Consider the following 23,079-nt stretch of genomic DNA (forward strand, 5'->3'; position numbering starts at 1 on the left):
CGTGGTTGGATAAAGACACACTGTAGCGTCCAGCGCCGCTCGTGGGGAAGCAATTCGGCCTGGCGGCGCCATTGGCGTGGCTTGGCCGAACGGGCCGACTTATTCCTGAAGCAACGACTTGAAAGCGTCCCGCAGAACGTTCTTCTGCACTTTCCCCATCGTGTTGCGCGGCAGGTCATCGATGATGACGACTCTCTTCGGCTGCTTGAAGCGGGCAATCTTCGGCTTGATCCTCTCCAGGATCACCGCCTCGTCCAGCGTGGCCCCGGCCTTTGGCACCAGCACAGCCACGACACCCTCGCCGAAATCGGCATGCGGCACGCCGATGACGGCCGATTCCAGCACGCCATCCTCCTCGTCCAGCAGCAGCTCCAGTTCCTTGGGATAGATGTTGTAGCCGCCGGAAATGATCAGGTCCTTGGAGCGGCCGACGATCTGCACGTAGCCGTCGGCATCGATCACGCCGACATCGCCGGTAATGAAGAAGCCATCGTCGCGGAACTCTTCCTTGGTCTTTTCCGGCATTTCCCAGTAGCCGGAAAAGACGTTGGGGCCCTTGACCTCGATGATGCCGATCTCGCCTTGCGGCAGCGCCTTGCCGCTCTCGGCATCGACAATGCGCAAATCGACCCCCGGCAGCGGAAAACCGACAGTGCCGGCCCTGCGTTCCCCCTCATAGGGGTTGGACGTGTTCATGTTGGTCTCTGTCATGCCGTAGCGCTCAAGGATGCGGTGGCCTGTGCGCTCTTCGAACTGCACATGGGTTTCGGCCAGCAGCGGCGCGCTGCCGGAAATGAACAACCGCATGTGGCGCACCAGGTCACCGGTAAAGCCGGCATCGTCGAGCAGCCGTGTGTAGAAGGTCGGCACGCCCATCATGCTGGTCGCATCGGAAATATTGGCAATGACCGCTTCGGTGCTGAAACCGGGCAGGAAGATCAGCGACGCGCCGGCGCACAATGTGACATTGGTGGCGACGAACAGGCCGTGGGTGTGGAAGATCGGCAGCGCATGCAGCAACACGTCATCGGCAGTGAACCGCCAGACGTCGACCAGCGTCTCTGCGTTGGACAGGAGGTTGGCGTGGCTCAGCATCGCGCCCTTCGAGCGCCCGGTGGTGCCGGACGTGTAGAGGATGGCGGCTAGGTCGTTGGCTGACCGGGCAACCGAGTTGAAGCCGGTCGGTGCCGCAAGCCCTGCGTCGTTGAGCGAGCCGGCGCTGGTGTCGTGGTTCTGCCAGACGCCCATGGTCTCGAGCCCGATGCCGAGACTGCCCGTCAACGCCTCGTAGTCGGCACGCTTCCTGGGGTCGCAGACAAAGATGCGCGGTGTCGCATTGCCGAGAAAATATTCGATCTCCGCCGGCGTGTAGCCGGTGTTGAGCGGCAGGAACACCGCGCCTGCGCGCACCACCGCCAGGTAGAGCATGATCGCCTCGATGGATTTCGGCACCTGCACGGCGACCCTGTCGCCGGGTTCGACCCCCAGTTCGACCAGCACATTGGCGAAGCGGCCCGAGACGTCCTCGACATCGCCGTAGGTATAGCGGCGACCGTCATCCGGCAGGGTTGCAAACAGGGCCTTGCGGGCGGCGGGGCTCGAGAGCTTGTCGGCGAGCAGTCCGTCAAAGAGGTGGTTACGTGCCATTTATCAGTATCCTGCCGCTGCTGTTCGGGGCCGCCGCGTCGGCCAGGGTCTTGACGCTCCTCGACGTGAAGACCGTATGGTTTTCGGCAAACCCTTCGTGGAACTGGCCGATCTTCTTGAGATCGTAAAGGTAGTTGACCATCAGGCCGCAGGATTGCCGCACGCCGTTTGCCGACATGTCGGCACCAGCATGGATGTCATGCACCATCGCGCCGTTGTTGAGATGGAACCGCGCTACAGGATCCCGCGGCATGCCGTGGCGGTCCTTTTCGTTGACCAGGTAGTGGGCTGCTTGCCGGCGCAGCCATTGCGCCTGTTCATCGAGGCCGTCGGCCGTCCCCGATTCCATGGCCGCAGCGATCTGGTCCGCCCAGGCCGGCGGGGTGGGCATTCTCGCGATAGCCTGCTGCAGCCAGCGATTGAAGCCGGGCATTGGCGACAGCGTCACGAAGGTACCTATCGATTTCACCTCGGCGCGCAGGTCCTCGACCACCTGCTTGATCAGCGAGTTGCCGAACGACACGCCGCGCAGGCCCGCCTGGCAGTTGGAGATCGAATAGAACACCGCCGTGTCTGCGCTCTCGGGGTCGAGTACCTTGCGGTTCTCGGCAAGTATGGCCTGCACCGAATCCGGCACGCCCTTGACCAGCGCTACTTCGACGAAGATCAGCGGATCATCGGGCATGACGGGATGGAAGAAGGCGTAGCAGCGCCGGTCGGCAGGCTCGACACGGCGGCGCAGATCGTCCCAGTCGTCGATGGCGTGAACGGCCTCGTACTTGATGATCTTCTCGAGAATGTTGGCCGGGCTCTGCCAGTTGATGCGCCGCGGCACCAGGAAGCCGCGGTTGAACCACGAGCCGAACAGGTGCTGGAAATCGAGGTCGGTGCGCCCGAAGGACGGATTGTCCTTCAACAGCAGCAGCAGTCTCGCGCGCATGTTCACCAGTTCCCCGGTGGCGCCAGGCACCCGGTTGATGCGGCGCAGAAGTTCCTGCCGTTTCGGCTCGGCGGCGGCAAGCAGGCTGGCAAGATTTTCCGGTGACCGGTCTGCCTGATAGGCAGCCGAGAGCCGCTGCAGACGGTCGGCGTCGATGTCCATCCGCTCGGTCAGGTAGTTGAAGAACTCGATCTCGCCCTGCGGCGTCAGTTCGGTGAAGCTGGACAGGATCTGCTGGCCCATGTTGTGGGACGCGCCCTCGCTGGAGCTGGCGATCAGATCCTCGCAGAGCGCGGTGATCGAGCGCCCGTCACCCTTGACGCGGGCCAGGTGGGGTCTGTCGAACAGGGTCGACAAGAGGTCATAGAAGAATCCGGAGCGGTTCACAGCGCCCCTCCCATGACGAGCGTTGGCAGGAAAGTGGCGATCTGCGGAAAGATGCACAGAAGCACGATGGCGAGGACCATGCATCCCACATAGGGCAGGGATCCGCGCAGGATTGTGCCCAGCGAGATGTCCGGTGCGATGGAGTTGATGACGTAGAGATTGAGGCCCACCGGTGGCGTGATCAGCCCGATTTCCATGTTGATGGTCAGGATGACGGCGAACCAGTAGGGGTCGAAGCCGGCGTTGGTGATGATCGGCAGCAGGATCGGGGCCGTCATCAGGATCACCGCCACCGGCGGCAGGAAAAAGCCGGCGATGAGCAGGAACAGGTTGATGATGCCCATCAGCACCCAGCGGTTGACGTCCAGGTCGGAGATCCAGCCTGCGATGCTCTGGGTGACGAATGTCGACGACAGGGTGAAGGCGAACAGTTCGGACGCGGCAATGATCATCATGATCATCACCGATTCCCGGGTCGAATCCCGGAACATCGAAATGAAGGGACCGACGGAAAACATCCTGTAGACCACGACCACGAGCACCAGGCAGAACAGCGCACCGACGCCCGCCGCCTCCGACGGCGTGGCGACGCCGCCGTAGAGCACGAACAATATGCCCGCGATGATCGCCAGGAACGGCAGGACCCGTGGCAGGATCTCGAGCTTCTGCCGCAGCGAATAGTGCTGTGAAACATCCGACAGCGTCAGCCCCTTGCGCCAGCAGGAATAAAGCGTCCAGAGCATGAAGATCGCCGTCAGCATCATGCCGGGCAGCACCCCGGCGAGAAACAGTCGCCCGATCGAGGTTTCCGTCGAGATGCCGTAGACGATCATGGTCAGCGATGGCGGGATGAGGATGCCGAGCGTCCCGCCGGCGGCGATCGAGCCTGCCGAGATTTCGTCCGGATAGCCGCGCTTGCGCATTTCCGGGATACCCATCTTGCCGATCGCGGCGCAGGTGGCGGGCGACGATCCCGACAGCGCCGCAAACAGCGAGCATGCGCCGAGATTGGACAGCACCAGTCCGCCCGGAACCCGGTTGAGCCAGCGGTCGAGTGCCTCGTAGAGGTCCTTGCCGGCCGGGCTGTTGGCCACGGCAGATCCCATCAGGATGAACATCGGGATCGCCACCAGGGTGAACGAGTTGAGGCCGGAGAAGAAGGTCTCGCCGAGAATGTCGAGCGAGCGGAAGCCGTCGATCAGCAGCAATGTGCCGATCGAGACCGCACCGAGCGCGAAGGCGATGGGCATGCCGATGGCGAACAGCGCGATCAGCACGACCATGATGAGAAGGCCGATTTCCAGCGGGCTCATGCGGGCTGCACCTCGACGCCGGACCAGCTCTTGTAGATCTCGGCGATGTACTGGAGGCAGAGGATGGCGACGCCGAGCGGCAGCGGCAGCAGCGGAATCCACAGCGGCAGCGCCCACACCGTGTCGGTGGTCCAGCCCTTCGACAGCGCTTCGTAGAAGTGATGCCAGCCCGACCAGCCCAGCAGCGCGCAGAACATCAGGCTCAGCACCGCGGCGATAACGTCCAGCACTCGCTTGCCGAGGCCGCCGATCATCAATGGCAACAGATCGACCGAGACATGCCCCTTGAGCAGCAGCACATAGGGTGCGCCGATAAAGGTGGAGGCGATCATCGCATAGACCACGAATTCGGTCTGCCAGGCGGTGGAGGCGCCGAGGACATAGCGCATGAACACCATCTGCGAGACCACTAGGGTGGAAGCCGCGATCAGGAGCATGGACGCCACTCCGCAAAGCCGCGACAGCGCCTCGACGATTGAGACATAGCGTTTCATTCCGGGGATACCTCGGATGCGATGGGACCGGGAGAACGGAAGCGGGGGAGGCTGGCTCCCCCGTTCATCGGCTCACTCGACGACAAGCGCCTTGTCGATCAGGTCCTGCCCGCCATCCACCTTTTCGGCGAATTCCTTGTAGGCAGTCTCCTTGGCGATCGCCAGCCAGGCGTCGTAGTCCTCCTTCGACATGGAAACGACCTCCACCCCGGCGCTCTTGAAGGCTTCGACCATCTTGTCGTCGAGGCCCGCGGCCTCCTTGTCGAAATACTCTTCAGCCTTCTTGCCGGCTGCCATCACGGCGGCCTGCTGTTCGGGCGTCAGGCGGTCGTAGGTTTCCTTTGAGATGAGCATCGGCTCATACATGAACCAGAGCGAATTCTCGCCCGGTTCGGTCAGGCAGGTGACCTGCTCATAGAGGCGGTAGGAAACGAACGACCCCGACGAGGTGTTGGTGGCATCGAGTACGCCGGTCTGCATGCCGGTGTAGATTTCCGACGAGGCCATCGACGAGATCGAGGCGCCGGCGCCGACCAGCATCTGCTCGAAGGCGGGACCGGCGGCACGCGTCACCTGACCCTTGATCGTGTCGGGCGAGGTGATGCAGTTCTTCTTCGAGGCGAAGGCCCCGCCGAGCCACGCATCGGCGATGACGATCGCGCCATTGTCTTCGATCAGCTTCTTGATGTCGGTCATGAAGGGCGATGCGTTAAGCCGCTTGGCACGGTCATGGTTGCGCACCAGGCCCGGCATGAGGGTAGCCGAAAACTGCGGCACGCGGCCCGACGCGTAATCGAGCGGGAACGAGGTAATGTCGAGCTGGCCCTTGGTCAGCGCGCCCCACTGTTCCTTGGCCTTGTAGAGCGACTGGCCCGGATAGACCTGGACATCGAGCCCTACATCCGCCGCCGCCAGTTCCTTGGCGAAAAGCTGGACCATTTCGTCGCGCGCGTCGCCCTTGCCGCCCGGAAACTGGTGTGACGCCTTCAGGGTTTCGGCTTGCGCGGAAGCCGTCAATGCGATGGATGCGGCCAGCATGCCCGCAAGCGCGGATAGTCCTAGTTTCATGGTTTCCTCCCAGGAGATTGTGATCGCAGGTACCTCCTCCGGTCCTGACAACCCTGCAACCGGACCATGTTCTGGATGCAAAGTCAAATTTCTTGTATACAAGAAGAAGAACTTTGCATTTCGGTACGGATTGGCGATGATGGGGCCATGGGCACACGCATTGCAGATTCAGTTCGCGAACGCATCGAGCAGATGATCGTCACCGGCGAGTTCGCCGATGGCGAACGTCTGGACGAGGTCAAGCTCGCCGAGCAGTTCGGCGTTTCGCGCACGCCGCTACGCGAGGCGTTCCAGGCGCTCGCGGCATCCGGTCTCTTGACGCTGGAGGCCCGGCGGGGCGCCTTCATCCGCCATCCCGGTTTTGTCGAGCTTGTCGAGATGTTCGAGGTCATGGCCGAGATCGAGGCGATGTGCGGTTTCCGGGCGGCGAGGCACATAACCAGCCAGCAGATCGCAGACATCAACCTGACGATAGAGGCGTGCGAGAGGGCCATCCAGCAAGGCGATTCCGACGAGTACTATCGGGAGAATGAGAAGTTCCACCATCTGATCTACGAAGCCAGCAGCAACCGCTTTCTTGCACGCGAGGCCGCCCGGCTTCACAAGCGGCTGAAGCCCTACCGGCGGATGCAGCTGCGCGTTACCGGTCGCATGCCGCAATCGATGAAGGAACACAGGGCGATCTTTGCGGCGCTGCAGCGATCCGATTCCAAGGCCACTGCCACCGCATTGCGCCTCCACGTCGCCATCCAGGGCGAGAAGTTCAACGACCTGATGGCGAATTTCCAGCAATTGGCGGCCGTGAGGACGGGATAAAGGATTTCGCAGTCGGCACCGCAACGCGTTGCTGAGGCTCCGCCTGCGATAATGTAGCCGCTTCGCCGAGCGATCATGCCAGGCAGCACGGCTCGCACCAGGCGAAACACGCTGCTGACGTCGATGGCGATCAGCCGGCGCGCGATGATCGCGGGCTCGAGGACATTCGCAACACCCTGGTGGAGACCTGCCGCGAGATCTCTTCAGGACTGATCTGAACTCCCTCGACGATGGTGTGGCCGGCGGAAATGCAAAGCGCCCGCTCGCGTGGATACGATCGCGCGCTCGGCCGCTACTGCTCCCGGAATGCGCGCTGCATGCTGTCGAGGATCGGCCGGCTGAGATAGGAGAAGAAGGTGCGCTCCTGGGTCTTGATCATGATCTCCGCCGGCATGCCCGGCGTCGGGCTGAACCCGGGGACCCTTCGCAGTTCGCTCGACGGCAGCCTGATCCGCGCGACGTAGAATTCGCGCGGCTGGCTGGGATTCGAATCGGGAATCGAATCGGCCGAGACGTAATAGACGCTGCCGTCCAGCACCGGCGTGGTGCGGCGGTTCAATGCCGTCAGGCGTACCGCGACCGGTTGGCCGACGCGAACGCTGTCGATCTCGGTGCGGGCAATCTGCGTCTCGATGATTAGCGGTACATCTGTCGGAATGATCTCAACGATGCTCTTGCCGCTTTCGATGACGCCGCCCGAGGTGTGGTAGTGCATGCGCACGACCGTCCCGGATACCGGCGCTTCGATGACGACGCGGCGCAAGATGTTCTCGGCGCTGCGTGTCTGCTCGCGCACGCTGTCGAGTTCAGCTTCGATGGCCTGCAATTCATCCACCGCCGCCTGCCTGTAGCTTGCCTCGACCTGTTTCAGCTGGCCGCGATGCTTTTCGATCTGCGACTCGGTTTCCGACGCCTCTGCGGCCAGCTTTCCAATCTGTCCCTCGGCATCGGCGATAGCCCGCCGCACCGCGTTGGTTTCCGGCTTTCGCATGAAGCCCTGATCCAGCAGGATCAGCTTCCCGGCCAGTTCCTCTTTCAGCAGCACGACCTGCCGCACCATGGCCTGCCTTTCCAGCATGTAGCCCTTTGCGCGATGCTCCAGCGATTCCATGTTGCTGTGCAGCAGGCTGAGGTCGCTCTCGAGCTTGCGCCGGGACGCCTGGAAACTGAGCGACTGGCTCTCGAGGATGGCGGCGACCTCCGGATCGGAGCGCTGGTCCAGCAGGAAGCGCGGAAAGTTGACCTTTTCATCGCCATTGTACTCGGCCAGCAGGCGCGCATTGATCGCTTCCAGCCGGGCGCGCCGCAGGATCAGCTGCCTCTCGTTCGCGCGTGCCGCGGTTTCGTCGAGCCGAACGATCGGGTCGCCTTCTTCGACATGGTCGCCTTCCTCGACGAAGATCTTGTCGATGATCCCGCCCTCGAGGTGCTGGATGATCTTGTTCTGGCCCGTCGCCACGAAGCTCCCCTGAGCCACCACCGCGGCAGCCAGCGGGGCCGTGAACGCCCACACACCGAACCCTCCGAACGTCAGCACGAGGAGGAGGAGCCCGACGATTGTCTGTCCCCGGATTGAGCGGGGGACGTCCACATACCATTGCGTATGGTCGATCGTGGTGAGGGCGTTCATGCGTTGCTCCTAGGCGGAGTTCGGTTGGCCGCCCAAGCGGTTGCGGTTCTGCTGTTCCGACAGCGCCTTCAGCACGTCCTGCCGTGTGCCGAACATGGAGACGGCGCCGTTGGCCAGAAGCATGATCTTGTCGACGCAGCTCAGGAGGGAAGGCTTCTGGGTTATCGCGACGACAGTGATGTTCTGGCGCTTGGCGTGATCGAGCGCCCGGGCCAGTGCGCGGTCGCCATTGGTGTCGAGGTTCGAATTCGGTTCGTCGAGCACGACCAGCGTCGGATTGCCGAAGAAGGCCCGCGCCAGCGCGATGCGCTGCTTCTGTCCGCCCGAAAGCGGCGAACCGTCCTGCGCGACAATCGTCTCGTAGCCCTGTGGCAGGGAGGCGATCATCTCGTGCACGTCGGCGAGCGAGGCCGCCTCGAATATCTGCGCGTCGGAAGCTTCGTCCCGCATGCGCGCTATGTTGCGCTTGATCGATCCGGGGAAAAGCTGGACGTCCTGCGGCAGGTAGCCGATGTTTTCGCCGAACTGCCGCTGGTCCCAGTTGCGCAGGTCCATCAGGTCGAGACGCACGCATCCCGACGTCGGCAGGATCGAGCCGACCAGCATCTTGCCCAGCGTGGTCTTTCCGGCGCCGGAATCGCCGATGACGGCCAGCGACTCGCCCGGCCTCAGGCTGAGGCTGATGGCGTTCAGAACGACCGACTTGGTCCCCTGTGGCACATAGAGAAGCCGCTCGACGTCCAGCCTGCCTTCCGGTTTCGGCAGCTGCAGCCTTTCGAAGTTGAAGGGCGAGGCCTTGAGCAGCGCCGCGATGCGCCCGTAGGACGCGCGCGACAGCAGGAACTGGTTCCAGCCCTCGATCGCGCCCTCGATCGGCGCCAGGGCGCGGCCGGCGATGATCGATGCCGCAATCACCATGCCGCCGGTAATTTCGCCGAGGATCGCAAGATACGCTCCCCACCCCAGCATGCTTACCTGCGTCAGCAGGCGCAGGCCGCGCGAGAGCGAAGCCGATACGATGTTGCGGTCCTGCGCCAGCACCTGCGAGCGCAGCGAAGAAGCCGTGTCCTTGCCCCAGATGCTCACCGCCTCCGGGATCATCGCCAGCGCGTTGATGATCTGGGAATTGCGCGCCATCGAATCGAGGTGAAGATTGGCCTTGGACTGATGGAGGTTGGCCTCCCCGAACGGGCTGGCGGTAATCTTCTGGTTGAGCACCGCAATCAGCAGCAGTGCGAGGGCCGTTGCGACGACGATGTAGCCGAGGTCCGGATGGATGAGGAACACGGCGACGACGAACAGCGGCGCGAACGGCCCATCCAGGAAGGACAACAGCGTCGGGGACACGATGAACGAGCGCAATTGCTGGAGATCGCCGAGAATCTGGTATTCCCGGCCATTGCTGTGCAGCGCTGCGCGCGCGGCCGCGCTGAGTATCGGCGAGCCGAGCTGAGCTGCCACCTCGACGGCCGTCCGCATCAGGATGAAGCGGCGTATCGCATCGAAGACGACCTGCAGGACGACGGCGCCGATCACCACCGCGGTCAGCATGACCAGCGTATCCACCGAGCGGCTGGACAATACGCGGTCGGAAATCTGGAACAGGTAGATGGGTATCGCCAGCACCAGGACGTTGGTCGCGCTGGTGAAGATCATCACGGCCACCAGGTTGCGGCGGACCGCGCGCAGTCCGGCTTTCAGGCTCTTGGAAAAATCGACAGGGCCGAGGCGCTTGTGGAACTGGCCGCCGCCGCCCCCACCACCACCGCCATTGCCCGAGCCGCCCTTGTTCCCGGGTGGTCCTCCGCCGGCATGGGTCGCCGGCGGTGCCTCGACCGGCCCGGCCTCGCCGTCGATCGTCCTGGCGCCGGAGATCGGCTTTTCGCTGCGCGTGACACTGGGGCTCTCCAGGCGGGCCTCCGGCTCCGTAACCGGGGCGCTCTCCTCCGGTTCAGCCTGCGGCTTGGGGGGGGCGTCCGCACCCTCTTCCTGCGGGTCCTCGTCAGCGTCGACGGCCGCGGTCATCAGGTCGGACACCGCATCTTCAATCAGCTTCAGCGCCTGGTCTAGTTCCGACTCCGATGCACCCGGCGAACGCTTCGCGTCGGCTGCAGGATCTTTGGAGATGCGCCCGAGGTGCGTCATGCGTCGACCTCACGCAAGCATTGTCTGCATCGGGTCGACAGAGACGACATCCGACGTGGGGGCGACAATGGTCTCCGGCTCTGCGGAGTCGATCTCCAGCATGCCGTCGGCGAGGAACAGCACGGCCTCGTTGGCCAGCGAGTCTGACGCCGCCGCCAGTTGCAGCGGCAAGGGCTCGTCGGAGATCAGTTCGGCCTGGTAGAGCAGCGCCTCCGAGTAGACGTCACCGCCGACATACAGCGTGGAATCGACGCCCGAATCGTAAATGGTGGCCGAGTTTATCAGGTCATTCCCGCCCGTCGTTATCGACCAGTCCGTGTCGTCGAAGCCCTCTATTCCCTCGCCGAAGACGCTGATCTGATCGGCATCTCCCAGCACGTTGGTCTGGCTGATGTACTGCAGGTCGAGGATGTTTCCGGACACGTAGAGAACGCGCAGGGCGCTCATTCCGGCGAAAGCATCGTCATGCAGGACGCCTGCGAGGCCGCCAGGGTCGTCATTGGCAAGGCCCTCCGCCGCCGTCCGGAAATGATCGGGCATTGCCTGGAAATCGGACTGGCCCACAACGTGGATGCGGGCCTCGTTCCAGAGCAGATTGCCGTCGGTGGCCAACGACGCGCTGCCGGTCGTCTGGAAGCCAGGCAGGGCTGAGATGATGTCGTTGTCGAACAGGATGTTCTGCTGCTCGATGAGATTGACGTGGTAAATGCTGCCGCCGACCACCACGAGATCGTAATAGAAGCCGAGTTCGAGCAGCGAGAAAGTGTTGAACTCGACATTGCCGCCGGCCTCCACGACAGCCTTCGACCCCCGGGCCGTGACCGTAATGATGTCGTGATCGGACAGGTAGTTGTATTGCTCGATCCAGTTGATCAGGGAGAGATTGCCGGTGATCGTCGTGAAGACCCAGTGGCTCGGGAATCCCGTCGGGCCATCCTGTTCGCCGCTGTCCTCGGGCGTGGTTGCCTGCACCACGAACGACGCGATGTTGAGCGCCGTCGTCTCGACGCTTTCTGCGTCCGCCCAGGAGGCGAATGTCGCATCGATCCGGTCACTGTCGCTCCAGACATTTGTCTGGACGATCGCGTTGATCGTCACGCTGTCGCCAACCACCGCAAACACCGGAGAGACGGTCCAGCTGCTGCCGATGAAGACCTCGTTGATCAGCACGTTGTGGCCGGCGCCAAGTTCCATCGAGGCAACGAAATCCAGCTCGCCGGCGCCGGCGACGAACGGCGCGTTCTCGGCCTCCTCCTCGTCAGCCTCCGGCGGGCGGTAGTCGGCAAAGTCCGGCCCCTCGTCGACGGCCGCGCCGTTGACATGGATGCCGAGCATGCCGGACCCGGTATGCGTGTGCACTTCCGCCATTTCGTCACCCGCCGGTGTCGGTTCGGCCAGCTCTGCGAGAAGCTGGTCGGCCAGTCGTGACACGGCCCCTTCGGAGTCGGGCCGTGTCAGCGGGGCGATCGGATCGATCAGGCTGGCCTGCTCCCGCAGTGACTGGGTTGCCTGGTCGAACAAGGCGGTCGAGAGCCAGTCTGCCTCGACATCGCCCATCGTCAGAATGTCATGGTCAGTTGCGAAGTTGGACTGAACCGCAACGATGCCGATCGAACCGGGCGGATCGATTTCCAGAGCCGGCCGGCCGGTCCCGCCTGACGCAGAGGAGTGGGGAGGAGAAAGGCGCCCGGGTGTCGTGTACCAGGGGTTGGAAAGCGGTACCCCGACATAATTTGCCGATGCATGGGTGCTGATGTCGATCAGGACGAGAGGATCGAATCCAGGGAAGTACCGGATCTGCGCACTGACATCGACAAGGGTGTAGGACTCGGACAGATTGGGGTCGAAGACCTTCAGTTCTGCCTCTTCCTCGGCCAGCGCCGCATGAGCCCTGAATTCGTCGTACGCTTCCCGACCGCGGGCCTCTTCCAGCGAAATTTCGAAGATGCCGATAAAGTGGGCGATCGTTTCGGTGATGCCGAGCGTGTACACTTTTGCAACCTTACTGGGTCTGTGCCCGAGTTTCCGCTGCTACTGTTCTTGCCGGTACGTTCGCGGGACTCGCATTCCGGCAGATGGGACGGGGCCTTTGGCCCCGCCCCGAAAGCGTGTCAGGCGCCGTCTTCGCCCGTCAGCGTCTCGGTGAAGTTGCCACCGACCACGGTCATGTCGACCGTATTGCCAAGGATGTTGGCACCCATGACGATGCTCTGGTTGAACGCGGTCGTATCCAAGATTGCGTCAGCCGAAGCTTCCGACAGCCCGTTCACGTAGCTGTCGTCGCCATTGTAGGCTCCCCACATTCCCGCATCGCCGCCGGCGCCACCGGCACCGTTGGTAGCGTTGCCGCCATTGCCGCCATTGCCGCCGGCTCCACCGGTACCATGGCCGCCTGTCGCAATGCCGCCGAACGCATCGCCGCTGTGGGCATTGCCGCCCATTGCGGCCGAGATGGCTCCGGCATCACCGCCGATGCCCTTGCCTGCACCGATGCCGACACCATGACCGGCGCCGAAGCCGAAGCCCGAGCCGCCTTCGGAGTCGCCACCGCTGCCGCCCTTGCCGCCGTCACCAGCTATGCCGCCGTAACCTGCGCCACCTGTTCCGGCTGCGCCGTTGCCGCCGTTGCCAGCAGCGCCACCGGCGCCCCCGGCAGCAGCCGCTGCATCAGCAGCAGCGGCTGCATCGGCCGCCGCACCACCCAGGCTCGCCGCAGCAGCGTCCGCCGCAGCGGCCGCATCTGCCGCGGCAGCTGCATCGCCGCCGTCACCGGCCTCGCCGCCAGCTGCGCCAGCACCGCCGGTGCCAGAGCCTCCGGTTCCACTATAGGCCTGGCCGCCGCTACCGCCGGATCCGCCACTGCCGGCATTCTCGCCTTCAGCGCCGACGCCTACACCGACGCCGAGACCGCCGAGGCCTAGGCCCGTACCGGAGCCGTTGCCGCCATGCGAGAGCGCTGCGCTGAGCGCATCGCCACCGGAAGCCTTGCCGCTGTCGCCGCCATAGGCCTTGGCCCAGCCGCCGTCACCGGGGTCGGGACGTCGATCGCCTTGAGGTCGTCGGTCTGGTCGGTTTCCGAAAAGGCCTTGATGCCCTCGTAATGCGCCTTCGCGCTGCCGATCATGCCCTGCCGCCACCAATTGTCGATGGTGCCCTGGGAGATCTTCGCGCCGGGGCGATTGAAGCCGTAGAACGGGCCGGCCGGGAGATCGATGTAGAACTGCGCGCGATTGTCGGCGAGCGCCTTGCGCAGGCCGTCGAAGACCTCGATCGGCAGGCCGCCTGGATTGGCCTCGGTCTTGACCATGATCGGCGGTACCGCGCAGACAAGCACGACCTTGGCGACCCGGCCCTGCGGCTGGCCATGCCTGGCAACATAGCGCGTGACCTCGCCGCCACCGGTAGAATGGCCGATATGCACAGCGTTGCGCAGGTCGAGATGCTCGGCCACGGCCGAGGCGTCGGCGGCGTAGTGGTCCATGTCGTGCCCCTCGCTGACCTGCGAGGAACGGCCATGGCCGCGCCGGTCATGCGCCACGACGCGGAAGCCCTTGTCGAGGAAATACAGCATCTGGTTGTCCCAGTCGTCGGCGCTCAGCGGCCACCCGTGATGGAAATGGATGGGCTGGGCCGTCTTCGGGCCCCAGTCCTTGTAGAATATCTCGACGCCGTCCTTGGTTTTCACAAAGCTCATTGCAGCTTCTCCATTTAATGTTCTTGACCGGGAGCGGGACGCGACCGACAGGCTTCCCGCTCGGGTTCGTCCGCGACCATGGACCGAACGGAAGATCGGTTCTTTGCAATTCGCACGTTTCTCCGATCCGGCGACGCAATCAAGGGGCATGTGGATCGCAACCCTTGCCGGTCCAGGGACAGTGGCGGCTACGGCTTTGCGGCCTCGCCGAGCTTGAGGTAATCGGCGGCGATTTCCCGCATCCGGCTGCGGTCGAAACTCGGACCGTGCCCGCCGTGCACGACGCGCACCGGCAGGTCGAGCAGCCGCCGCATCGTTGCCCGGTAGGCCTCGCGGTCGGAATCCGGCAGGTCGTCGATCAGGTCCGAATCGTAGATCGCGTCACCGCTGATGAACAACCCGTCGGCCTCGTCGAACAGGCCGATGGAATCAGGCGAATGGCCCGGCAGGTGCAGGACCGTGAAGCGGCGGTCCCCGAGGTCCACCATGTCGCCTTCCGCGAGGCTGCGCCCCAGCGGCGCAGGCTCGACCCGGTAGTCCTCTGACCGCCAATCCGGTCTGGGCAGCCGGGCGACGGCGCCGTCGAGGCCGCGATACATGTCGGCATAAGTCGCCCTGTCGGGCATGGTTGCGAAATCGGCGGCGCTCTGCGCGGGGCCGGCGCGCAGCGGGAACTCGTGCAGCGAACCGACATGGTCGAGGTGGATATGCGTCGCCACCACGATCAGCGGCTTGCCGGCCGGCATATCGATATGCGGCGCCAGCGGCATGATGCCCATGCCCGTATCGACCAGCAGGTCGGCATCCCGGCCCCGGACGTGCCAGATGTTGGCGCGCACGAAATCGTGCACGAAGGGCTCGGTCAGCATCGTTGTATCGGCGTCGATCGCTGTCTTAGAGAACCAGCCGGTCGGCATCGCAATCAAATCCCGTTCACGTCGCGCGCCATAGCGCCGCCCCCCTGAGCGGAGGCAGCTTGCAGCCATCCATCAAGCACAGGCCTGCAATTTCTGCCAGCAGGCTTCGGCACGCGCTAGTCCTGCGCCGCCGCGGCCTCCGGCAGCATCAGCAGCGACCCGATGAGAAGCCGATGGCGCCGGCAAGCGTCAGCGCGACGGCCGGCACCGCCACAAGGACCGCCTGGCCGCCCGGCATGCGGCAATGAAGAGACTGCCTCCTTGGGCCGCCATGGGCAACCCCAAGGCTAGTTGCGGGCAATTCCATTCCCCGCGCCGTTAACGCAATGCGAAATCGCAAATTCCCGCAATATTGCGATGCGGTCCAACGGCGCGTATTCTTGTTTCGGGCGGAACCAGCTCTATATGCAACCGTTCCGGACGCGGCGTAACAGTATGTGTGCTTGGAGGTTTGCCATCATGACACGGTTTCTGACTGGAATTTGCGCGGCGGCGGTTGCCGGCGCATTTTCGATTGCCGCCCTTGCGCCAGCGAGCGCCACGCCGGCCATTGTTCCCGACATCTCGACATCCGCCTCGCACGTGGTCCAGGTCGACGATGGCGACGGCATCGCCCCCGACAGCGCGCGCATCATCCGCCGCGACAGGCATCGGGATCGCCGCGGCGAGAAGTTCCGCCGGCATCATGAGGGCCAGAAACAGGTGCGGCGCCACCATGACGGTCCCAGGCAGGCGCACCGGCGCGATCGCGACAAGCGCTTCGCCCGCCGCCACCACCAGGATGACCGGCTGGGCTACAAGCGGGCGCGTCCGGGCGAACGGCTGGGCTATAATCGAGCGGGACCGGATCAGCGGCTGGGCTACAACCGCAGCCATGATCGCGACGGATATGCCTATGGCGACCACAAGGGCCCCAGGCATTTTCGCCGCCACCGCGACGATCGCCGGCAGTGGCGGCGTGATGATTTCTACGACGGATACCGCCACAAGCGGCGCCTCTACAAGATGGAATCCTTCGGCTACAGCGCTGGCCCTGGCAAAGGCTCGTCCGGCCACAGACGCGGCTCGGGCCGGGGCGGCCTGGGCGACATCCTGACCGCCGTTCCCGACTAGACAGCGGGTGCAACCGATGGCGCGCCCTGGCCGGGCGGGCCATTCCCCAGCCCCGCCTTTCGGGGTTGGGCCCGGTCGATTTGCCGGGATTTTCAGGCAATCACTTGCACACGACCCCGGGCTTTGTTCTGGTGCAACGCAATGAACGCTGCCGCGTTGTTGCGGGCAGGCCGCTAGGGCTAGTTTGAGGGTAGATGACCAAGATTCTTTCGCTGCGCCGGCTCCCTTTGATTCTCTTGGCCGGGGCCGGCCTCCTTGCGCTGATGCAGCCCTGGGCCGCCGGTGCGGTCGAAACCGGCAAGAGCGGTCCGACCGAGAGCATGTTCGTTCTCCAGATCATTCTGCTGATCGTCGTCGGCCGCGTCTTTGGCGAAATTTTCCAGCGCATCGGGCAGCCGGCAGTAATGGGCCAACTGGTCGCCGGCATCTTGCTCGGCCCGACGCTGTTCGGCTGGGTCTGGCCCGAGGCGCACGAGCTTGTCTTCCCTGTCGACGGCATGGGCATGATCGACGCGGTAGCAAAGCTCGGCGTCCTGATGCTGCTCCTTCTGACCGGCATGGAAACCGACCTGAAGCTGGTGCGCAAGGTCGGCGCGGCCTGCTTCTCGATCTCGATCAGCGGCGTGCTCGTGCCCTTCGCATGCGGCTACACGCTGGCGCAGTTGCTGCCCGCGGACCTGCTGCCTGAAACCAGCCAGCGCGTGGTCGCCGGCCTGTTTCTCGGCACCGCTTTGTCGATTTCCTCGGTCAAGATCGTCGCCATGGTCATCCGCGAGATGAACTTCATGCGCCGCAACCTCGGCCAGATCATCGTCTCTTCGGCGATCATCGAGGATACGATCGGCTGGGTCATCATCGCCGTAACCTTCGGCATTGCCACCAACGGCAAGCTTGAACTGGTGCCGCTCGCCACGACGGTCGCTTCGGTTCTGGCCTTCATGCTGTTCAGCTTCACCATCGGCCGCCGGATCGTCTTCACGCTCATCCGCTGGACCAACGACTTCGCCGAGAGCGAATATGCGGTGATCAGCATGATCCTGGCGATCATGGGCGCCATGGCGCTGATCACCGACTGGATCGGCGTCCACACGGTTCTCGGCGCCTTCGTCGCGGGCATTCTCGTCGGCGAATCTCCGATCCTGACCGACCACATCGAAGGCGAATTGCGCGGCGTCATCACCGCGCTGTTTGCCCCGGTCTTCTTCGGCATGGCCGGCCTGTCCGCCGACCTCACCGTTCTGCTGGACCCCGGCCTCGCGCTGTTGACGCTCGGCCTCATCCTCTTTGCAAGCATCGGGAAGTTCGGCGGCGCCTTTGTCGGCGGCAAACTCGCCGGCATGTCATGGATGGAATCCGTCGCCATCGGCTGCGGCATGAACGCGCGCGGCTCGACCGAAGTCATTGTGGCCAGCATCGGCCTGGCGATGGGCATCCTGTCGCACGACCTCTTCACCATGATCGTCACCATGGCCGTGGTCACCACGCTGGCCATGCCGCCGATGCTGCGCTGGGCGCTGCGTCGCCTGCCTGCGGCCGAGGACGAAAAGCAGCGCATCGATCGCGAGGCGCTGGACGAGCGGGGCTTCGTCGCCAAGCTGGAGCGCCTGCTGCTCGCTGTGGACGACAGCGCGGTCGGCAAGTTCACCGCCTATCTCGCCGGACTGCTCGGCGGTGCGAGCGGCATGCCGACGACGCTGCTGCGTCTCAAGGCGGGTGCCGCGGACGAGAAGAGCGACGAGGTCCCGGAAGCCCATCTCGACGAGATCAAGAAGGGCGCCAAGGAAAGTGCGGCTGCCATCGAGGAAGGCGACGCGACGGCAGTCGCCAAGGTCCACCTGACGGCGCGCACCGAGATCCAGGCCACCGGCAAGACCATCGCCGACGAGGCGCGCAAGGGCTACAGCATGCTGCTGGTCGGCATCCGCAACGCGGTCACGTCCAAGGGCGGTTTTTCGAAGCGGCTCAACGACCTCACCAGCGGCTTCGAAGGCCCCGCCTGCATCGTCGCCAAGGGGGCTGCAGGCGGAAAGACGCCGAAGCTCGAGGCCGGTTCGATCATTCTCGTGCCGGTCAACGGCACCGAAGTGTCGCGCCGCGCCATCGACCTTGCCCTTGCGCTTGCGCGGCCGACGGGCGCCGGCGTCCGCGCTCTCTACGTGTCCAACGAAAGCCGCGGCCAGCGCAACTCGGTCTCGCTGCGTCGCGAGGAGGCCGTGCTGAAGGATATCGTCACCATGGCCGACCGCTACGGCGTCGGCATCGAGACGGCGATCCGCAAGCGCGGTTCGCCGCATGACGCGATCTGCCGGGAGGCCGCCAAGGGCGTCGCCATGATCGTCATGGGCGTGACGCCGCGATCAGGCGACGAACTCTTCTTCGGCGAAACGGCCGCAGCCGTCGTCGAGCGCTGCTCGGGGCCTATCGTCATGGTGGCTGCGGTGCGCACCCGGCTCGAGGAGCCTGACGACGACTAGCCGCGGTTCCGGGTTCAGGAGGCGGGCGGCGCCGGTTCGGCCGGATGCGGTGCTTCTTCCGTTGCCGCCCTTGGCGGAAACAGCGATCGCAGCGCCACGTAGAACACCGGCGTCAGGAACAGGCCGACAATCGTCACCCCGAGCATGCCTGAAAAGACGGCGGTGCCGAGCGACTGGCGCATCTCGGCGCCCGGCCCGGTCGCGATCATCAGCGGCAGCACGCCGAGGATGAAGGCGAAGGCGGTCATCAGGATCGGCCGCAGGCGCAGCCGGCAGGCCTCGACGGCTGCATCGACGGTCGAAGCCCCCCTCTCCTGCGCCTGGCGGGCGAATTCGACGATCAGGATGGCGTTCTTGGCTGCCAGGCCGACCAGCACGATCAGGCCGATCTGCACCAGTATGTTGTTGTCGAGCCCCCTGAAGGCAACGCCGAGCAGGGCCGCCAGCACGCCGAGCGGCACGACCAGCACGATGGCGAAGGGCATGATCCAGCTCTCGTACTGCGCCGCCAGCGCCAGGAAGACGAACAGCACCGACAGGCCGAAGATCAGCACCGCCGTGTTGCCGGTCTGCTTTTCCTGCAGCGCCAGTTCCGTCCACTCGTAGGACGTCCCCTGCGGCAGCGTCTCTGCGGCGACCTTTTCCATCAGGTTGAGGGCGTCGCCCGTCGAGACGCCGGGCGCCGCGTTGCCCTGCAGCGGTACCGACACGTACATGTTGTAGCGCTGGACCAGCGCCGGACCGGTCACATCCTTGATCTCGACCAGCGTTCCGAGCGGCACGAGCGCGCCGGTCGCCGAACGCACTTTCAGCTTGCTGATGTCCTCGCGCTCGATGCGGAACGCCTGGTCGGCCTGCGCCCGAACCTGGTAGACACGTCCGAACGCATTGAAGTCGTTGACGTAGGCGGTGCCGAGGTTGATCGACAGCGTCTCGAAGATGTTGGGGATCGGCACGTTCAGCATGCGCGCCTTGTCGCGGTCGATCTCCAGGAAGAGCTGCGGGCTCGAGGCCGAGAAAGTGGTGAAGACACCGGTCAGCCCGGGCGTCTGGTTCGCCTTGCCGGCGATCTCGTAGGCCAGCGCCAGCAGCGGCCGCACGTCCGCGCTGTTGCGCTCCTGCAGCTGCAGCTTGAAGCCGCCCGAGTTGCCGATGCCGCGCACCGGCGATGGCGGCAGCGCGATGATGAAGGCTTCCTGGATGCTCTGCAGGTTGGCATAGAGCGACCCGACGATCTTTGCCGACGTCTCTCCCGTCTCGAGCCGGTGCTCGAAACTGTCGAAGGGCGTGAAGACGACGCCGGCATTGCTGGCATTGGTGAAGGTCGCACCGGAGAAGCCGGCGAAGGCAACCGCATTGGCGACGCCCGGCGTGTTGCGCGCGATTTCGGAGGCCCGCTGCACCACCGCGTCGGTGCGGCTGAGCGAGGCGCCCTCGGGCAGCTGGATCACGACAATCGCGTAGCCCTGGTCCATCGCCGGGATGAAGCCGCGCGGCACAGTCTGGATCATGTGGACGGTCGCGTAGATCAGCACCGCAAAGACGGCAAGCATCGCCAGCAGCGCCACCGTCGAGCCGACCAGGAACCGCACCAGCCGCGCATAGGCGGCGGACACCCGGTCGAAGCCATGATTGAATCCGTCCGCCAGCGCACGGCCGAAGCGCGCCAGGAAGAAGCGCGGCGGCGCGGCCGAGCTGTGATGCGACTTGAACAGCAGCGCGGCAAGCGCCGGCGACAGGGTCAGCGAATTGAAGGCCGAAATGGCCGTCGAGACCGCGATGGTCACGGCGAACTGCAGGTAGAACTGGCCCGAGATGCCGGGAATGAAGGCGGTCGGCACGAAGACGGCGATCAGCACCAGCGAGATGGCGAGCACCGCGGTTCCGACCTCGTCCATCGTGCGGTGCGCAGCACCCCGCGGCGGCAGACCGAGCGCGATGTTGCGCTCGACATTCTCGACCACCACGATGGCGTCGTCGACGACGATGCCCACCGCCAGCACCAGGCCGAACAGCGTCAGCATGTTGAGCGAGAAGCCGAAGGCGAGCAGCACCGCGAGCGTGCCGATGAGCGACACGGGAATGGCCACGATCGGCACGATCGCCATGCGCCACGACTGCAGGAAGACGATGATGACGATGATGACCAGCAGGATCGCCTCGACGATCGTCTTGTAGACTTCGTTGATGGACTCCGCGATGAACTCGGTCGGGTTGTAGACGATCTGGTAGGCCAGACCGCTCGGGAAGTCGGCAGACAGCTCCTTGATCGTCGTCTGGATCTCCTCGGCCGCGGCCAGCGCATTGGTGTTCGGCCGCTGGAAGATGCCAAGCGCCACCGCGGCCTTGCCGTTGAGGTAGGAGTTCGTCACATACTGCCGGGCGCCGAGCTCGATCCGCGCGACGTCGCGCAGCAGGATCAGCCGGCCGTCCTCGGTGGACTTGACGATCACGTCGCGGAATTCGCGCGCATCGTCGAACCGGCCCTGCGTCGTCACCGCATACTGGAACGCCGTCCCGCCATCATTGGGCGGCGCGCCGATGGAGCCGCCGGAAACCTGCACGTTCTGGTCGCGCAGCGCCTGCACGACATCGCCCGCCGTCATGCCGAGCGCCGACAGCTTTTCCGGGTCGAGCCAGATGCGCAGCGAATATTCGCGCTCGCCGAAGAGGATGACGTCGCCCACCCCGTCGAGCCGCAGCAGCACGTCGCGCACGCGCGACCGCGCATAGTTGGAGACGTAGAGCTGGTCATACGTGTCGTCGGGCGACAGCATGTGCACGACCATCATCAGGTCGGGCGAGCTCTTGGCCGTGGTGATGCCGAGCCTTCGCACCTCTTCCGGCAGGCGCGGCTCGGCGATCGACACCCGGTTCTGCACCAGCACCTGCGCGGCGTCGAGATCGGTGCCGAGCTCGAAGGTGATGGTCAGCGCCATCGAGCCGTCGCTGGCCGAATAGGACGACATGTAGAGCATGTGCTCGACGCCGTTGATTTCCTGCTCGATCGGCGTCGCGACGGTTGCTGCGATCGTCTCGGCGTCGGCGCCGGGATACTGCGCCCGCACCACGATGGTCGGCGGCGCGATCTCGGGATACTGCGCCGTCGGAAGCAGCTGGTAGGCGATCAGGCCGACGATCACCAGGACGATCGAGACGACCGATGCGAAGATCGGCCGGTCGACGAAGAAGTGCGAGAACCTCATTTGGAACCGGCCGTTTCCGCCACCGGCGGCAGCACGACGAGCTCCGGCTTGACCGTGATGCCGGGTCGAACCCGCATCAGACCGTTGATGATGATGGTCTCGTCGCCGGTCAGGCCCTCGCGGATGACGCGGTAGCCGTCGATGCGCGGGCCTATGCGCACCGGCTTGGCCGAAACGGCGCCGGCATCGTCGACCACCAGCACGATGCGGCGGTCCTGGTCGGAGCCGAGCGCCTCGTCGGGGATCAGCACGCCCTTGTAGGGCAAGGAGCCCGGCACGTTGATGCGGCCGAACATGCCGGGCTGCAGGATGCCGTCGGGGTTGGCGAAGCGCGCGCGCGTGCGCAGCGTTCCCGTCGCGCTGTCGATCCGGTTCTCGGCAAAGTCGAGCGTCCCGTCGAACGACGTCTCGCCACGGTCGGCGATGCGCACCTTCACCTCAAGCCGCGAGCCGCCGTCCTGCAGCACGCCGCCCCGCTCGCGCGCGTCGCGGGCATAGGCGAGGTAGATCCGCTCGTCGATGTCGAAATAGAAGTCGATCGGATCGGTCGCCACGATCGTCGTCAGCAAGGTGCTGTCGGACTGCACGAGATTGCCGACCGACACCAGGCGCCGGTCGATGCGACCCGACAGCGGCGCCTTGATCTCGGTGAACTCGAGGTTGAGCTTGGAACTCTGCAGCGCGGCGGTCGCCCCCTGGAAGGCCGCCTGCGCCGACAGGTACTCGCGCCGGCGGTCGTCGAGGGTGGAAATCGAGAGGTTGCCCGATTTGGCCAGTTCGTCGGCGCGCTCGAACTGCGCCTTGGTGAAGTCGAGCACGCTGGAGGCCACGTCCACCTGCGAGCGCGCCGCGTCATAGGTCGTCTGGTAGGGGCGCCGGTCGATGGTGAACAGCAGCTGGCCCTTGGAAACGAGAGCGCCGTCCCTGAAATGCACCTGGTCGAGATAGCCGCTTACCCGCGAGCGTATCGCAACCTCGTCCACCGCCTGGAAGCGACCGACGAACTCGTCGTCCTCGACGATCTCGCGCACCACCGGCTTGGCGACGGTGACGGCCGGTGGCTCCTGCTGCGCGACAGCCGGCCCCGAGATAGCGAGAAGCAGGCCGAGGACCACGGCAGCGGCGGCCGGAGGCCAGACGCCGGGACCGCGAAACGGACGACCCAGAACACTGTCAAACATGAAGCCCATCTACGCCCCTCACGGATCGATGTGCGGACTCTGCAAAGAGTTCGG

At 64.7% G+C, this 23,079-nt stretch carries 17 protein-coding genes; 4 read left to right on the forward strand and 13 right to left on the reverse strand.

What is annotated here, in order from left to right; all coding sequences use genetic code 11:
- Positions 1 to 99: 99 nt before the first annotated feature.
- From ACT2BZ_RS02995 to dctP, 5 genes are all read right to left on the reverse strand, one after another.
- On the reverse strand, positions 100 to 1,647 hold the full coding sequence (locus ACT2BZ_RS02995; RefSeq protein WP_457939178.1) for a malonate--CoA ligase: 1,548 nt from the start codon (positions 1,645 to 1,647) through the stop codon (positions 100 to 102).
- The gene (locus ACT2BZ_RS03000) at positions 1,637 to 2,974 is read right to left on the reverse strand and encodes a malonyl-CoA decarboxylase (RefSeq protein WP_457939179.1); all 1,338 of its coding nucleotides are present in this window, start codon (positions 2,972 to 2,974) and stop codon (positions 1,637 to 1,639) included. The genes ACT2BZ_RS02995 and ACT2BZ_RS03000 overlap by 11 nt, the downstream gene beginning before the upstream one ends.
- Positions 2,971 to 4,287 carry a TRAP transporter large permease gene (locus ACT2BZ_RS03005; protein WP_457939180.1) on the reverse strand — a complete coding sequence of 439 codons (1,317 nt, stop codon included), beginning with the start codon at positions 4,285 to 4,287 and terminating at the stop codon, positions 2,971 to 2,973. The genes ACT2BZ_RS03000 and ACT2BZ_RS03005 overlap by 4 nt, the downstream gene beginning before the upstream one ends.
- The gene (locus ACT2BZ_RS03010) at positions 4,284 to 4,781 is read right to left on the reverse strand and encodes a TRAP transporter small permease subunit (RefSeq protein WP_457939181.1); all 498 of its coding nucleotides are present in this window, start codon (positions 4,779 to 4,781) and stop codon (positions 4,284 to 4,286) included. Before ACT2BZ_RS03010 ends, ACT2BZ_RS03005 begins: the two co-directional genes overlap by 4 nt.
- A 72-nt stretch (positions 4,782 to 4,853) precedes the next feature.
- Positions 4,854 to 5,849 carry a TRAP transporter substrate-binding protein DctP gene (gene dctP / locus ACT2BZ_RS03015; RefSeq protein WP_457939182.1) on the reverse strand — a complete coding sequence of 332 codons (996 nt, stop codon included), beginning with the start codon at positions 5,847 to 5,849 and terminating at the stop codon, positions 4,854 to 4,856.
- A 147-nt stretch (positions 5,850 to 5,996) separates the two neighbouring features.
- On the opposite strand from dctP, the gene ACT2BZ_RS03020 reads away from it, so the two are divergent.
- Complete coding sequence (locus tag ACT2BZ_RS03020) at positions 5,997 to 6,665, forward strand: GntR family transcriptional regulator (RefSeq protein ID WP_457939183.1); 669 nt, start codon at positions 5,997 to 5,999, stop codon at positions 6,663 to 6,665.
- A gap of 292 nt (positions 6,666 to 6,957) precedes the next feature.
- Here the strand turns inward: ACT2BZ_RS03020 and ACT2BZ_RS03025 are convergent, their stop codons facing one another.
- From ACT2BZ_RS03025 to ACT2BZ_RS03040, 4 genes are all read right to left on the reverse strand, one after another.
- Entirely contained in the window at positions 6,958 to 8,295 is a 1,338-nt protein-coding gene (locus ACT2BZ_RS03025) for an HlyD family type I secretion periplasmic adaptor subunit (protein ID WP_457939184.1), read from the reverse strand.
- Between the two features lie 9 nt (positions 8,296 to 8,304).
- Positions 8,305 to 10,440, reverse strand: coding sequence for a type I secretion system permease/ATPase (locus tag ACT2BZ_RS03030; RefSeq protein ID WP_457939185.1), 2,136 nt, complete (start codon positions 10,438 to 10,440; stop codon positions 8,305 to 8,307).
- Positions 10,441 to 10,449: 9 nt separating this feature from the next.
- Entirely contained in the window at positions 10,450 to 12,432 is a 1,983-nt protein-coding gene (locus ACT2BZ_RS03035) for a hypothetical protein (RefSeq protein WP_457939186.1), read from the reverse strand.
- Positions 12,433 to 12,551: 119 nt separating this feature from the next.
- On the reverse strand, positions 12,552 to 12,881 hold the full coding sequence (locus tag ACT2BZ_RS03040) for a hypothetical protein (protein WP_457939188.1): 330 nt from the start codon (positions 12,879 to 12,881) through the stop codon (positions 12,552 to 12,554).
- Between ACT2BZ_RS03040 and ACT2BZ_RS03045 the strand changes: the two genes are divergently transcribed.
- Positions 12,864 to 13,361 (forward strand): hypothetical protein, encoded by a 498-nt coding sequence (locus ACT2BZ_RS03045; RefSeq protein WP_457939189.1) that lies wholly within the window; start codon positions 12,864 to 12,866, stop codon positions 13,359 to 13,361. The genes ACT2BZ_RS03040 and ACT2BZ_RS03045 overlap by 18 nt on opposite strands.
- On the opposite strand, the gene ACT2BZ_RS03050 is transcribed toward ACT2BZ_RS03045, so the two are convergent.
- Both ACT2BZ_RS03050 and ACT2BZ_RS03055 read right to left on the reverse strand, forming a co-directional pair.
- The gene (locus ACT2BZ_RS03050; RefSeq protein WP_457939190.1) at positions 13,358 to 14,134 is read right to left on the reverse strand and encodes an alpha/beta fold hydrolase; all 777 of its coding nucleotides are present in this window, start codon (positions 14,132 to 14,134) and stop codon (positions 13,358 to 13,360) included. The two genes, ACT2BZ_RS03045 and ACT2BZ_RS03050, sit on opposite strands and share 4 nt — an antisense overlap.
- Positions 14,135 to 14,322: 188 nt before the next feature.
- On the reverse strand, positions 14,323 to 15,051 hold the full coding sequence (locus ACT2BZ_RS03055; protein WP_457939191.1) for an MBL fold metallo-hydrolase: 729 nt from the start codon (positions 15,049 to 15,051) through the stop codon (positions 14,323 to 14,325).
- Between the two features lie 459 nt (positions 15,052 to 15,510).
- Between ACT2BZ_RS03055 and ACT2BZ_RS03060 the strand changes: the two genes are divergently transcribed.
- A complete protein-coding gene (locus ACT2BZ_RS03060) occupies positions 15,511 to 16,164 on the forward strand; it encodes a hypothetical protein (protein WP_457939193.1) in 654 nt (217 codons plus the stop codon).
- 194 nt (positions 16,165 to 16,358) lie between these two features.
- Entirely contained in the window at positions 16,359 to 18,638 is a 2,280-nt protein-coding gene (locus ACT2BZ_RS03065) for a cation:proton antiporter domain-containing protein (protein WP_457939195.1), read from the forward strand.
- A gap of 14 nt (positions 18,639 to 18,652) precedes the next feature.
- Here the strand turns inward: ACT2BZ_RS03065 and ACT2BZ_RS03070 are convergent, their stop codons facing one another.
- Together ACT2BZ_RS03070 and ACT2BZ_RS03075 are read right to left on the reverse strand one after the other, a co-directional pair.
- The gene (locus ACT2BZ_RS03070) at positions 18,653 to 21,844 is read right to left on the reverse strand and encodes an efflux RND transporter permease subunit (RefSeq protein WP_457939196.1); all 3,192 of its coding nucleotides are present in this window, start codon (positions 21,842 to 21,844) and stop codon (positions 18,653 to 18,655) included.
- A complete protein-coding gene (locus ACT2BZ_RS03075) occupies positions 21,841 to 23,025 on the reverse strand; it encodes an efflux RND transporter periplasmic adaptor subunit (protein WP_457941204.1) in 1,185 nt (394 codons plus the stop codon). The genes ACT2BZ_RS03070 and ACT2BZ_RS03075 overlap by 4 nt, the downstream gene beginning before the upstream one ends.
- Between the last annotated feature and the right edge of the window lie 54 nt (positions 23,026 to 23,079).

It is taken from the genome of Mesorhizobium sp. 10J20-29, assembly GCF_054130485.1.